At 55.9% G+C, this 14,053-nt stretch carries 13 protein-coding genes; 2 read left to right on the top strand and 11 right to left on the bottom strand.

Annotated elements, in window-relative coordinates:
* Positions 1–148: 148 nt before the first annotated feature.
* From IPJ12_16720 to IPJ12_16675, 10 genes are all read right to left on the bottom strand, one after another.
* Positions 149–1,564, bottom strand: a complete 1,416-nt coding sequence (locus IPJ12_16720; GenBank protein MBK7648744.1) for an HlyD family type I secretion periplasmic adaptor subunit — start codon at positions 1,562–1,564, stop codon at positions 149–151.
* On the bottom strand, positions 1,561–3,738 hold the full coding sequence (locus IPJ12_16715) for a type I secretion system permease/ATPase (protein MBK7648743.1): 2,178 nt from the start codon (positions 3,736–3,738) through the stop codon (positions 1,561–1,563). The genes IPJ12_16720 and IPJ12_16715 overlap by 4 nt, the downstream gene beginning before the upstream one ends.
* A gap of 107 nt (positions 3,739–3,845) precedes the next feature.
* Complete coding sequence (locus tag IPJ12_16710) at positions 3,846–5,912, bottom strand: sodium-translocating pyrophosphatase (GenBank protein MBK7648742.1); 2,067 nt, start codon at positions 5,910–5,912, stop codon at positions 3,846–3,848.
* A 36-nt stretch (positions 5,913–5,948) separates the two neighbouring features.
* A complete protein-coding gene (locus IPJ12_16705) occupies positions 5,949–7,208 on the bottom strand; it encodes a 6-phosphofructokinase (GenBank protein ID MBK7648741.1) in 1,260 nt (419 codons plus the stop codon).
* A gap of 10 nt (positions 7,209–7,218) precedes the next feature.
* Positions 7,219–7,872: an adenylate kinase gene (gene adk, locus IPJ12_16700; protein ID MBK7648740.1), complete on the bottom strand. Its 654-nt coding sequence runs from the start codon at positions 7,870–7,872 to the stop codon at positions 7,219–7,221.
* A 74-nt stretch (positions 7,873–7,946) separates the two neighbouring features.
* The gene (gene kdsB / locus IPJ12_16695) at positions 7,947–8,732 is read right to left on the bottom strand and encodes a 3-deoxy-manno-octulosonate cytidylyltransferase (GenBank protein ID MBK7648739.1); all 786 of its coding nucleotides are present in this window, start codon (positions 8,730–8,732) and stop codon (positions 7,947–7,949) included.
* Positions 8,732–8,908: a Trm112 family protein gene (locus tag IPJ12_16690; protein ID MBK7648738.1), complete on the bottom strand. Its 177-nt coding sequence runs from the start codon at positions 8,906–8,908 to the stop codon at positions 8,732–8,734. Before IPJ12_16690 ends, kdsB begins: the two co-directional genes overlap by 1 nt.
* Entirely contained in the window at positions 8,889–9,887 is a 999-nt protein-coding gene (locus IPJ12_16685; protein ID MBK7648737.1) for a tetraacyldisaccharide 4'-kinase, read from the bottom strand. The genes IPJ12_16690 and IPJ12_16685 overlap by 20 nt, the downstream gene beginning before the upstream one ends.
* Positions 9,887–10,300 carry a biopolymer transporter ExbD gene (locus tag IPJ12_16680; protein MBK7648736.1) on the bottom strand — a complete coding sequence of 138 codons (414 nt, stop codon included), beginning with the start codon at positions 10,298–10,300 and terminating at the stop codon, positions 9,887–9,889. The genes IPJ12_16685 and IPJ12_16680 overlap by 1 nt, the downstream gene beginning before the upstream one ends.
* A 3-nt stretch (positions 10,301–10,303) precedes the next feature.
* Entirely contained in the window at positions 10,304–10,909 is a 606-nt protein-coding gene (locus IPJ12_16675) for a MotA/TolQ/ExbB proton channel family protein (protein ID MBK7648735.1), read from the bottom strand.
* Positions 10,910–11,192: 283 nt separating this feature from the next.
* On the opposite strand from IPJ12_16675, the gene IPJ12_16670 reads away from it, so the two are divergent.
* Both IPJ12_16670 and IPJ12_16665 read left to right on the top strand, forming a co-directional pair.
* Positions 11,193–12,545, top strand: coding sequence for an exodeoxyribonuclease VII large subunit (locus tag IPJ12_16670; GenBank protein MBK7648734.1), 1,353 nt, complete (start codon positions 11,193–11,195; stop codon positions 12,543–12,545).
* 42 nt (positions 12,546–12,587) lie between these two features.
* Positions 12,588–13,172, top strand: coding sequence for a superoxide dismutase [Fe] (locus IPJ12_16665; protein ID MBK7648733.1), 585 nt, complete (start codon positions 12,588–12,590; stop codon positions 13,170–13,172).
* Positions 13,173–13,313: 141 nt separating this feature from the next.
* Here the strand turns inward: IPJ12_16665 and IPJ12_16660 are convergent, their stop codons facing one another.
* Positions 13,314–13,847, bottom strand: a complete 534-nt coding sequence (locus IPJ12_16660; protein MBK7648732.1) for a hypothetical protein — start codon at positions 13,845–13,847, stop codon at positions 13,314–13,316.
* Positions 13,848–14,053: the final 206 nt, after the last annotated feature.

Genomic DNA, 14,053 nt, shown 5'->3' with positions numbered 1-14,053 from the left:
TCTCCAATCCTGAGGCGGCACCAGTAAACTCCCGGTGTTTCAGAAAAACCTGACAACACCTGATCACGCCGCAAGATAACAGCTCGCGGTATCGCTTCTTGCCAAGAAGACAACGCCACAGCCTCCTTATCCACTATCCAATGTTGCATCAACGCTCCGTCAACGCAACGCTTTTAGCTCGTAGCACCGGCTTGAGCATGTATGCAAGAACGCTTTTCTTGCCTGTCAAAATATCCACTTCAGCAACCATGCCCGGGATGATTGGCAAATTTGAATCACCAAACCCAGGCTTGCTGGTTCGGACACGAACAGTGTAAAAAGCATTGCCTTTGTCATCCATGACGGTATCCGCCCCGATATGCTCAAGGGTTCCGTCCAGTCCGCCATAGATCGGGAAATCGTATGCGGTGAATTTAACTATGACTGGTTGCCCCGGCCTCAAAAAAGCAATATCCCGTGGCAAAACTCGGGCCTCCAGTAACAAGGTATCTTCAAGAGGAACAATTTCGATCATATCCTTGCCTGGCTGAACAACCCCACCCACCGTATTTACCAGCAAACGTTTTACCGTTCCTTTAACGGGCGAGCGAATCGAGGACTGCTTGACTCGATCAGAAAGAGCAATGCTGCCCTCTGCCAAGCTATTCAGCTTTGCCATCGTTTCAGAAAGCTCTTTGCCAGCATCGTTGCGAAATGCCAGCTCCACCTCTTCAATTTTTCGCTGAGCCTCACTGATAGCAGATTGCACCCTGGAAATCTGAGCCGTAGCCATGTCTCGCTCACCACGATAGCGAGAAACATCGCGCTCAAGACGTAATAACTCAACCTCGGATACCGCCCCGGAGTTGATCAATGGCCGCGTTACAGTCAGCTCCCTGGCTGTCAGGTCGTAGCCCTGTGACGCTTGCGCCCTCTTTGCCTGTGCTTCGTTCAATTCCTGTTGTCGCTGATTGAGTTGCTGGCGAGCAATTGAAATTGCAGCAGCCAGCTCGTCATTTCTGGCCTCATAAAGCTTTTTCTCCTGCGCGACGATGGATGGATCAGCATTGGCAACCTCGGGCGGCGGCACAAAAGGCTTCCCTTCCGCAATCGCCCTCAACCTTGAAGCCTTGGCGACCAAGCCGAGATACTGAGCCTGATTTTCCTTGACTGAAGAAACAAAACGGGTTTCGTCAATTTTAATAAGCAACTGGTTGGCCTGGACAATATCGCCTTCATGCACAAGGATTTCGGAAACCAAGCCGCCATCAATACTTTGAAGAATCTGAACCTGCCGCGAAGGGATAACCTTGCCTTCACCACGCGTTACCTCATCCAGTTGCGCCAAGGCGGCCCATACGACAAAGAGCAAAAAAACAATCCCGATAGCGCGCAAAAGAACCCGCGCCCTCAATGGCTCCTGACGCAAGATAGCCAGATCTGCATCGGTTGCAAAATCGACAGCCTGAATATCTTCCTTGCTCGGCAACCGCCCAAGAATTTTTTCAACATAAGGAACACCTTTCTGGGCCAGTCTTTCCAAACCCGCATGCAACGAGCCAAAAATCGCTTTCAGGCGGCTCATGACGCTCTCCCGATACGACCACTCTGCAAAGCCTGGATAACCTGGTCACGCGGGCCGTCTGCAACGATACGACCATCGTCAACAACCATGACCCTCGTTGCCAGATCAAGCAAGCTATTGCGATGAGTGACAATCACGACCGTCTTATGAGCCGCCATTTGCCGGAGACGCTCCTTGAACTGCTGTTCAGACGAAAAGTCCATCGCACTGGTCGGCTCATCAAGTAGCAGGATTGGTGGATCCATCAGGAAGGCACGAGCTATCGCCACGCCTTGGCGCTGTCCGCCAGAGAGTGAATCTCCTCGCTCGCCAATCATCATGTCGAATCCGTCCGGATGGCGATTGACAAACTCGGTCAACCCTCCCGCCTCTGCAGCCGCCACTATGGTTGCATCATCGGCATAGGGAGCACCGAGAGCAATATTTTCCCGTAAGGTGCCATAAAACAACGTGACATCCTGTGCCACGTAACCGATATTGCGGCGCAAGTCAGCCGGATCCAATTGCCTGAGGTCAACACCATCAATACTGACAGCCCCGTCAGTTGGCTGATACAACCCCAGCAACAGCTTTTGCAACGTTGTCTTGCCGGAGCCGATGCGACCGATTACAACGACCTTGTCGCCTTCGTTAATTTTGCAGGTCAGACCTTTCAGCGCAGCAACCTGGCAATTCGGGTAACTAAATTGAACATCGCGGAATTCAATATTGCCCTTCAACTCAGGACGATGAACAAAATTGGCATCCGAAGGACGTTCAATCGGATTCTGCATGATTTTTTCTAGTGAGGTCAGCGCCACCTTGGCATTGTGATACTGCATCAACAGCCCCACCATTTGACCCAAAGGTGCAACCGCTCGCGAAGTCAACATCGTGCAGGCAATCAATCCACCCATACTGAGTTTTCCATCGGCTATCAGATAAACCCCTGAGATCACGACAACAACATTGACGATCTGCTGGATTTCCATCGCGCCGTTCGTTGCCGCCGCTGACAAAAATCGCATCTGGCTATTCACTCTGGCAACAAACGAGACCGACTTTTCCCACTTCGACTGCATGAGTCCTTCGGCTCCTTGTGTCTTGATGGTCTCAAGCGCAGTCAGACTTTCAATCAACGTGGCATTACGCTGAGCCGCAGCTCGATAAGTCGATTCGGACAGCGCATGCATCTTGTGCTGCAAAATATATGCATAAACAACAACCAGCACGATGGCCAGCAGCACCGGAATGATCAATTGCCAGGCAATCAGCGCAATCACCAGCACAAAAAGCATGGCAAACGGAAGGTCAATGAAAGCCGTCACCGACGCCGAAGTAATGAAATCGCGAACTGACTCAAAAGAGCGCAAATTTGAGGAGAACGCGCCAACGGCAGCGGGTCTTGCCTCCATTCGAACACCGAGTACACGCTCCATGATCGTCGCTGAAAGCTGGATGTCGATCCGGGCACTGGCAAGGTCAATAAAATAGCCACGCAAAGATCGCAATACCATGTCGACGCAAATCATCAGAATCACGCCGAGCGCGAGCACCCAAAGCGTCTCCATGGCACGATTCGGGACAACTCGATCATAGACGTTCATCGTAAATAGCGGCATAACCAGCGCAACCACGTTGATCAGCAATGCTGCGCCAAGAACATCGCGATAAACAGGCCACTGATCGGCCAAAGCCCCCCAGAACCAGTGTCGAAGTCGGATATCACCGACCTGCGGCGTGCGGCTATCAAATCGGAAATGGGGCCTGGCAAATAGCGCTACGCCGATATATTTCCCAGCCAGTTTTTCCCGGGAAAGCTGAACGGAGCCTTGGCCGGTCTCCGGAAAAAGCAAGCGCGCAATTTCGCCGGACTCATCCCAGCCAAGGAGAACGCAAGCCTCCTCGCCTTCAAGCAAAAGAACAGCAGGCAAAAGTGCGTCATCAATACGATCCAGAGAGCGCTTGACAACCTTGGCTGAAAGTCCGGCACGACTCGCGGCGCGACTGAAAAGAGATGGGGTCAGCGAACCTTTTTCGAGCGGCAATCCGGCGACAAGCGCGGCTCGAGTACTCGGACGACCGTGAATTCGTGTCAGCTCAACCAGACAGTCCAACAAAGGGTCATGATGCAGGAGATCTTCCCGCATTCCGGAAACACCAATTCCCGAGGAACCGCTTGCAACTTCGCTCATGCCACTCCCAAATTTCTTTTCAAGATTTTAACTTGGCCTAAAAAGCGCATATCAAAGAAATGTAAAAAGGCGGCCTAAGCCGCCTTTTTAGAACGACACCCAACAAATCAAGCAATCAGCGGAACAATCAGCAATGCAACCAGATTGATGATCTTGATAAGAGGATTAACGGCAGGACCAGCCGTATCTTTATAGGGATCACCCACGGTATCGCCGGTAACAGCAGCCTTGTGCGCATCAGAACCTTTGCCACCGAAATGACCATCTTCGATATATTTCTTGGCATTATCCCAAGCACCGCCACCTGTCGTCATGGAAATCGCGACAAACAAACCGGTGACGATAGTACCAACCAGCAAGCCACCCAGCGCAACAGGGCCAAGAATCAGTCCGACCACGATAGGCACCGCAACCGGCAGGATGGACGGAAGCATCATTTCCTTGATCGCTGCCACGGTCAGCATATCCACGGCACGGGAATAGTCCGGCTTGGCCGTTCCTTCCATAATGCCTGGAATTTCCTTGAACTGGCGACGAACCTCGACCACAACAGCACCTGCTGACCGCCCTACGGCCTCCATGGCCATTGCCCCAAAAAGGAACGGAATCAGGCCACCGATGAAAAGACCGATGATAACGAGATGGTTGGACAAATCGAAGGTAAACACCTTGCCCGACACCGCTTCCAGACCATGGGTATAATCTGCAAACAAAACAAGGGCGGCCAGACCAGCCGAACCGATAGCATAACCCTTGGTTACAGCCTTCGTGGTGTTGCCAACTGCATCCAGAGGATCAGTGACATTGCGCACCTCCTTCGGCAGTTCAGCCATTTCGGCAATACCGCCAGCATTGTCGGTGATCGGGCCATAAGCGTCCAGGGCAACAACGATACCGGCCATCGACAGCATGGAGGTTGCGGCGATGGCGATACCGAACAGGCCACCCATCGCAAAGGCAGCATAGATCGCGGCACACACCGAAAGAACCGGTAGCGCGGTCGCCTTCATTGAAACGCCAATGCCGGCGATGATATTGGTAGCATGGCCTGTCTGGCAGGCAGCTGCGACGTGCTTCACCGGGGCGTAATCGGTGCCCGTGTAATACTCGGTGATCCAGACCAGCGCTGCAGTCAGGACAAGACCAACGACAGAACAGCCGAACATCGTCATGGTATTGATCACCGTACCATCAGGCAGCGTTGCACCGGCGCCGATCAGCCATGAAGTAACCGGATAATAGAAGATTAGCGCGAGCACGCCGGCGACGATCAGGCCGCGATACAAGGCCGCCATGATCTTGCCGCCTTCGGTGGCCTTGACGAAATAGCAGCCGACAATGGAGGCGATGATGGAAACGCCGCCCAATGCCAGCGGATAGAGCACCAGGTTTTCACCAAGACTGGCCGTCGTCTTGATAATCAGCGCAGCCAGTACCATGGTTGCTACTACCGTCACCGCATAGGTTTCGAACAAGTCGGCCGCCATGCCGGCGCAGTCGCCAACGTTGTCACCGACGTTGTCGGCAATAACCGCCGGGTTACGGGGATCATCCTCTGGAATCCCAGCTTCAACCTTGCCGACCAGATCGGCGCCAACGTCGGCGCCCTTGGTAAAGATGCCGCCACCAAGTCGAGCAAAGATGGAGATCAGCGAAGAACCAAAAGCCAAGCCAACCAGCGGTTCAATCACGTGGTGTAGATCGGCACCCGAACTATTCATTGATTTCAGGAAGGCGTAGTAGCCAGCAACGCCGATCAACCCGAGGCCAACAACCAACATGCCGGTAATTGCCCCGCCTTTGAACGCAACGTCAAGCGCCGCAGCAATCCCTTTGCGCGCCGCTTCAGCCGTCCGAACGTTGGCCCGCACCGAGACATTCATGCCAATAAAGCCAGCAGCACCAGAAAGCACAGCACCAATCAGGAAACCGAAAGCAGTCAGCCAGCCAAGTTTGGGTACTAGCCCGATAACAAGAAATAGAATAACGCCAACCATCGCAATCGTCTTGTATTGCCGGCTAAGGTAGGCCTCCGCCCCCTCCTGGATGGCCTTTGCAATTTCTTGCATTCGCTCGTTGCCGGCAGGCAACGCGAGAATCTGTCGACTGGAAACCCAGCCATACAGGACAGCCAACACGGCACAACCAAGTGCCAGTAACAACGCTGTACTCATTATTCTCCCCTTAGTGACAAACTGACCAACAAAAACTCAGACTGCGAATGCCTCCAGCTTTTTAGGCACCGAGATATTCTTCAAACGCACATAATCGGGTAGACCGTTACGATAAGGCGGCGGCTCTTCTCCCTCGATCAACGGCTGCAGATAGGCCCGACACGCATCCGTAATGTGAAAACCATCCGGCGCAATGAACTCTGGTGGCATTTTGCGCTCCACATTGGCGATTTCAGCCAGCGGCGCATCACCGATTTCCCAGCGATAAGGTGACTCAGCCAAGCGCTCGATGGTAGCCATCACCGCGTTTTTCCCCTGCAAAGCCAGGTCGACCGCAGCAACACCCAAGGCGTGAGCTTGCTCAAGATCTGTGCGCGACGCCAGATGACGAGCCGAGCGCTGCAGGTAATCTGCCAACGCCCAGTGATATTTATAACCCAGCCTGTCCTTGATCAATTGGGCCACCATCTGGCCAACGCCACCCAATTGTGAATGGCCAAAAGCATCCTTGGCGCCCGATTCGGCAATCAGATTGCCGGCAGCGTCAGAGAGCCCTTCTGAAACCGCCACCGTACAGTAGCCGAACCGCTTGACGCACTCGTCGACACGGGACAGGAAACGCTCAGGATCGAACGGTACTTCAGGGAATAGCAGGATGTGCGGCGGTTCACCGGCACTTTCCGAAGCCAGACCGCAGGCGGCAGTAATCCATCCGGCGTGACGCCCCATCACTTCAAGCACAAATATCTTGGTCGATGTGCGCGCCATTGAGGCCACGTCATAACCTGCCTCGCGGATGGACGTTGCCACATATTTGGCAACCGAACCGAATCCCGGACAGCAATCGGTATGCGGCAGATCGTTGTCCACCGTCTTGGGTACGCCAACGCAAACGACCGGATAGCCCATTTTTTCAGCAATTTGCGAAACCTTCCAAGCGGTATCCATGGAATCGTTGCCGCCGTTGTAGAAAAAATAGCCGATGTCGTGTGCCTTGAAGACTTCGATCAGGCGTTCGTACTGTGCCCGATGCTGCTCCAGACTTTTCAACTTGTAACGGCAGGACCCAAAAGCGCCGCCTGGCGTATGACGCAGGCGGGCAATCATTTCATCGGATTCGAGACTGGTGTCGATCAAATCCTCGGTCAGGGCGCCAATGATGCCGTCGCGCCCGGCAAGTACTTTTCCGATTTTGTCGGGATGCCGGCGTGCTTCCTGAATCAGGCCGCACGCCGTGGTATTAATGACGGCGGTAACGCCCCCCGACTGCGCGTAGAAGGCATTTTTAACCGCCATCAGTTGCTCCTTATTTCAGCGCTTCAAACACGCTCTTGGTAATGCCATCAACGCTACCGACGCCTGCTACCTTGCGCACCTTCGGCGCAATGGCATCACCTTCGGCTGCCCACTTGCTGTAGAAATCAACCAGCGGCTTGGTCTGAGAGTGGTAGATTTCCAGACGCTTTTTGACAGTTTCTTCCTTGTCGTCATCACGCTGAACCAGCGGTTCGCCGGTCACATCGTCGATGCCTTCAACCTTCGGCGGGTTGTACTTGACATGGTAGGTACGGCCCGACGACAAGTGAGCGCGGCGACCAGCCATGCGCTCCACGATATCGCTGTCTGGCACGTCGATTTCGAGTACGTACTCAATCGGAACGCCAGCATCTTTCATGGCCTGAGCCTGGGGAATGGTGCGCGGGAACCCGTCAAACAGGTAACCGTTCTTGCAATCGTCCTGGGTCAGACGATCCTTGACCATGCCGATAATCACAGCGTCCGGTACCAGGCCGCCAGCGTCCATGTGCTTCTTGGCCTCTAGGCCGAGGGCAGTGCCCGCCTTGACCTGGGCACGCAGCATGTCGCCTGTGGAAATCTGGGGAATGCCAAACTGTTTGGAGATAAAAGTTGCTTGCGTTCCCTTGCCAGCGCCAGGTGCGCCCAACAGAATCAATTTCATGAAAAGTCCCTCGGTTTTGTCTAAAAAATTCTTGTTATCGGCTTCAAAATTGGCCGCTCTCCAAGAGCGGAAAATTACTCGCAATTGATGGCACGGTCAAACAATTTGCGCATCCGCGCTGCATCTTCGGGCGTATCGACACCAGGCGCCGGCGCGACATCAACCAAGGTGACGCTGATCCGGTAGCCATGCCACAGAGCTCGCAACTGCTCCAGCGATTCAAAATATTCGGTAGGTGCTACGGTCAACCCGGAAAAAGCCTTCAAAAACGAAGCTCGATAAGCGTACAAACCAACGTGGCGATAGGCCGGAAAATCAGCTGGCAACGTTTCACCGCCGGCCTCTTTGGCGAAATGGTCGCGCGCATAGGGAATCGGTGCGCGGGAAAAATAGGCCGCATCGCCATCCGCCCGGCACACGACCTTGACCACATTCGGGTTGAAAAAATCGGCCGGATCGGTGATTGGATGGGCAACCGTGGCAATATCTGCACCACTGGCAGCCAGTTGGCGCGCCGTCTGGATGATCACGTCCGGCTCGATCAGCGGCTCGTCGCCCTGAACGTTGACAATGATGGTATCGCTGCTCCAGCCCCGCTGCTCAACGACTTCGGCCAGGCGATCAGTCCCCGTCGCGTGGTCGGTACGCGTCATCAGTGCGGCAACTTCATGCGCCTCGGCGGCTGCACGCACGTCGGGATGGTCGGTGGCCACCCAGATCTCTTCCGCTCCCGACAGACGCGCCCGCTCTGCCACGCGGACCACCATCGGCTTGCCGCCCAGATCAAGCAGCGGCTTGCCCGGCAACCGGGTGGACGCATAGCGCGCCGGGATGACGACCTTGAAGGCAAAGCCGGACATTACTGTCCGTCCGCGTTCAGTTGGCGCGCTTCATCCTCCAGCATGATCGGAATATCATCGCGAATCGGAAAAGCCAGCTTGCAGGGCTTGCAGACCAGTTCCTTCTCGGCTTTGCGGTGTTCGAGATTGCCCTTGCAAATCGGGCAGACGAGAATATCAAGCAGCCTGGCGTCCACGGAGTTTCTCCAAAATCAGTTCAATAAGGGCCGGCGAAAGCTCGGCCTCGACAGGCAAAACCCAAGTTTCACCCGCCGTCAGACCCGCGCATTTTACTGCATCCTTCTCCGTCATCAGCAAGATGCCGTCTTTGGCGAAAGCCAGATCAGCAGAGGAATAGCGATGATGATCGGGAAATGGATGGTTTTCGCAGGCCAGGCCAAGCGATGCCAGCGTTTGAAAAAAGCGGGCGGGATTTCCGATGCCGGCTAGGGCATGTAATGCACCACGTGCCTTGAGGCTGCCGGCGGTACAAGTTTGTTGCGGGTTGCCCAGTCGATAAAACACGCCTGGCCGCAACGCCATGTCAAAAGTCGGCACATCAGCCGGCCGAAAACCTTTCAAATTATTGCAAATAATCGCGTCGACCGTAGCAAGTCGTCCCAAGGGCTCGCGCAGCGGCCCAGCCGGGAGGCGCCAGCCGTTCCCCGCCCCACGCGCATCGAAAACCACCAGTTCGACATCACGCGCCAGCGCGTAGTGCTGCAGGCCATCATCGCAGAGCAAGACATCAACCTCCGGATGCGCAGCCAAAAGCGCAGCGCCAGCCTCGGCACGCTGGCGCCCGACCCAGACCGGGACACCGCTACGCCGAGCGAGCAACAGCGGCTCGTCACCAACCTCCGCCGGCGACGAATCGGTGCTCACCGCGACAACGCCATCCGCGCTGCGACCATAGCCACGACTGACAATCCCCGGTCGCCAGCCACGCGCCTTCAATTGCTGCGCCAGCCAAAGCGTGAGCGGGGTTTTCCCGGCACCGCCAACGATGATGTTGCCGACCACAATGATCGGCACCGGCATTTGCCGAGGCTTGGCCAGCCGACGGCCCAGCGCACTCAACAATCCATAGAGCCAACTTAGTGGCAGCAAAAGCCACAACGCCGGCGTTAGCCGGCGTTGCTCAAACCACTTTCGCTGTAGCCAGCGTGCCAGCATCAGCGATTCTGGGTCGCGAAGGAAATGTGCGGATAACCCGCCGTCTGCGCCGCCTGCATGACATCAATGACGCTTTGGTGCGTGGCCTTGGCATCCGCGTTGATCACGATCAACGGATCTTCCTTGGCCCCGGCCGCCCGGCGCAAGCCATCGGCAATGCTCTTCACATCACTGGCGGTCAGCGGCGATTTATTAATCAGCACCTGCCCGCTGGCCGTCACCGAAACATTGATCTCATTCGGCTGCTCAGCTTGCTTGGTCGCATCCGCCGTCGGCAGATTGATCTCCAGCCCGGAAAACTTGGCGTAAGTCGTGGTCAACATCAGGAAAATGATGATGACCAACAGGACGTCGATCATCGGAATCAAGTTGATTTCCGGCTCTTCGCTGCCGCGGCCGCGTTGAAAATTCATCGCTTACTTCCGATCGCCGTGCATATATTCGACCAGACGCACCGCCTGCTGCTCCATTTCGACGACAAAGCCATCGACCAGCGCCCGGAAATGCCGCCAGAAAATCAGACAGGGCACCGCGATGAAGATACCAAAGCCGGTGTTATAGAGTGCAATGGAAATACCATTCGCCAGTTGCATCGGATTCGCCCCCGTCGGCGACTGCGAGCCAAAAATCTCGATCATGCCGACCACCGTACCGAACAGCCCCATCAGCGGACTGATCGAGGCAATCGTGCCAAGCGTCGTCAAATAACGATTCAGCTCATGAGAAACGGCAGAACCAGTTTCCTCGATCGACTCCTTCATGATTTCGCGGGACGCATTGACGTTGCGCAAGCCGGCAGACAGCACCCGGCCGAGTGGGGAATGACGCTCCAGGTCATCAAGCAACTTGTCGTTGTTGGCACCGCGCTTGAATTCACCAACCGCCCGCTGCAACAGGCCAGCGGGAACCACCTTGGAACGACGCAGCGCCACCAGACGCTCGATAATCAGCGCCACGGAAATGATCGAAGCCAGTAACAATGGCCAAATAGGCCAGCCGGCCGCCTGAACGATTGCAAACACGTGAAGTCATCCTTGATGGAATATCAGCCCGCAATTCTGCCCTTCCCCCCGCCACAGGGCAAGCAAGGAAATAGCAGGGTTGCGGCGGCTTATCCCCAAAACCTGTGGATAAGTCTGTGAATCAGCTGTCATCAACAGCGCTAACCCCTATCTATCAAAGGACTTTTTACGCTCTGCCAAAAAACAAGGCACATCATTTATTTATATAACAATCAATGACTTAACAAACTTCAAATCTATCAATAGGCAGCCATGCCGATTCGCCAAGGGTTACAATCCAAGCATGCCTCCGCCAACCGCACCTGTCAGCAGCATCGTCCTCAGTGTTTCCAGCCTCAACCGTCAGGTAAGGGATTGTCTGGAATCAGCTTTCCCTCTGACCTGGGTCGGCGGCGAAATATCCAACCTGACCTACGCCGCTTCCGGTCACGTCTATTTCTCATTGAAAGACAGCAGCGCCCAAGTCCGCTGCGTGATGTGGCGCAGTCGGGCGCAACTGCTTGGCTGGCGGCTGGAAAACGGACAGCAGATCGAAGCCCGCACACTGGTCTCGTTCTACGAACCACGTGGCGAATTCCAGCTCAATGTCGAAGCCATCCGCCGCGCCGGCCAGGGTGACCTCTTCGAACGCTTCCAGCAGCTCAAGGAAAAGCTTGAAAAAGAAGGCATTTTTGCCGTTGACCGCAAGAGACAGCTGCCCGCCTTCCCGCGCCGCCTCGCCATTGTCACCAGCCCCCAAGCCGCCGCCCTGCGCGATGTCCTGAGCACACTGCACCGACGCGCCCCGCATATTTCGATCACGCTGTTTCCGACACCCGTCCAGGGCGAAGGTGCCGGCGCCAAAATTGCCGAAGCCATCACCCAGGCCGGCAAAAGCGACTGCGACGCCATCATCCTCTGTCGTGGCGGCGGCAGCATCGAAGACCTCTGGGCCTTCAATGAAGAAAGCGTTGCCCGCGCCATCCACGCCTCGGCCATTCCTGTCGTCTGCGGCGTCGGCCATGAAACCGACTTCACCATCGCCGACTTTGCTGCCGACCTGCGCGCCCCAACACCAACTGCAGCGGCCGAACTGGCCAGCCCTGACCGCGATGCCCTGCTCGACCGCCTGACCCAACTGCAAAATCAGATCAGCCGCCGCATGGATCGTGCGCTAACGGATCACATGCAGCGCCTCGACTGGCTAGCCGCCCGCCTGACCCATCCGGCCGAACGCATCCAGCAGCGCCGGCGTGAAATCGACACCTTCGGCAACCGTCTGCAACACGCCCTGCGCCGGCAAACCGAGCACTGCGCCGTCCGCCTGCAAGCGCTCAGGCAGCGCTACGGCAGCGCCCGTCCCCAACCGAAAAAACTCGCCGACAGCATCAATCACCTGCAATATCGCCTCACCCGGCAGAGCCAATGGGCAATTTCCCAATATTCCGGGAAACTAAATTCACTTGCCAACAGTCTCATTCAGCTTGATCCACACGCCGTCCTGGCGCGAGGCTATACACTTGCCATAGGCCCTGACGGCCGGGCTATCCGCGACGCCACCCGACTCAGCCCTGGCGACCTGCTCAAGCTCCGGTTTGCCAGCGGCGCTGCCGAGGCCACCGTGAATAAGGTTGTCGCTAGCCCGGAAGCTGACTAGAATTTTCGATTTACCCCCATCAAACCCCAACGGAGAACATCAATGGAACATCAACTGCCCGCACTGCCCTTCGCCAAAGACGCACTCGCCCCGCACATGTCGGCCGAAACCTTTGACTACCACTACAGCAAGCACCATCAAGCCTACGTCACCAACCTTAACAACCTGATCAAGGGCACCGAGTACGAAGCCCTCGACCTCGAAGCCATCGTCAAGAAGGCACCGGCCGGCGGCGTGTACAACAACGCAGCCCAGGTCTGGAACCACACCTTCTTCTGGAACTGCCTGACTCCGAACGGCGGCGGTGCCCCCAAGGGTGCCCTGGCCGATGCCATCAACGCCAAGTGGGGCTCGCTGGATGCCTTCAAGACCGCCTTCCAGACCTCTGCTGTCGGCAACTTCGGTTCCGGCTGGACGTGGCTGGTCAAGAAAGCTGACGGCTCCGTCGACATCGTCAACATGGGCGCCGCCGGCACCCCGCTGACCACCGGCGACAAGGCACTGCTCTGCGTCGACGTCTGGGAACACGCCTACTACATCGACTACCGCAACATGCGTCCGAAGTTTGTCGAAACCTATCTGGCCTCGCTGGTCAACTGGTCCTTCGCCGAAGCCAACTTCGCCTGAGTTTCGACCAAAAATTCAGGATGACAAGCTCGTAAAACGAGGATTTGTCGCTGAAAAACAAAAGGGAGCAACAAGCTCCCTTTTTTTGTGCCTCAATGTTCAGCGACACCATATCGGCCAAAACCAACGCTGCAAGGCGCATCACCGCGTTAGCCGCGCGTAGCAACCTTCGCGAAAAGCCTGTGCTTTGGATTGCCGATCACAATCCTGTTTGGTGATCGCCCCGGATTCGAGCGCCCAGTTTTCCCCGGCCAATTTATCGCTGTTCAGCGCGTTGCCGGGTTCTGACATCTTGCCCACGTTTCCCAAAAAGACGTGCCCGGACCAGGCCGCTATCGCCGCCAACACCACACCATAGCGGAGCGCTGGATAGCGAGCCGAACAGACGATCAGCGCAACGATGGCGATCATGCTGATTCCGGCGGCAACGGGCACCAGTCCGAACAGGAAAAGCATCGCTACCAGGGCGCCATAAGCAGCGGAGTCCGCATGCGGCCCGGCGACTTCCCGGAAAAGCAGGTAGGACAAAATATCCGCCGCAATGGCCAGTGTCCCGAATACAAGCAGATCGGACAACCCGAATTTGCGCCCCCGGAAGCGAAAATAGGCGATCACCGCACCAACGATCATGTCCAGGAGCAAACCCATTTCGATAACTTCGTGCAGGATTTCCAATGTGCCTCCTCCGATCACGGGCAAGGTGCCCGTGCCTTGGAATTATCGCATTCAGCATGCAGATTTGTTGTGCGCCCCGTCGCTTGCGCCATATGCCCGGCATGTTTTGGCGCATCGCCTTGGTGTTTGCGTCGTTTCCACGGTCAACCGGAAATTTTGGGCAAAATTGAAATCGGGTTTGGGCGTTTTCCCGGCAATCCCTCTTA

The organism is Betaproteobacteria bacterium, assembly GCA_016709965.1.
GTDB classification, from domain to species: domain Bacteria; phylum Pseudomonadota; class Gammaproteobacteria; order Burkholderiales; family Rhodocyclaceae; genus Azonexus; species Azonexus amarohabitans.
This window is presented reverse-complemented; position numbering and strand designations above follow the sequence as displayed.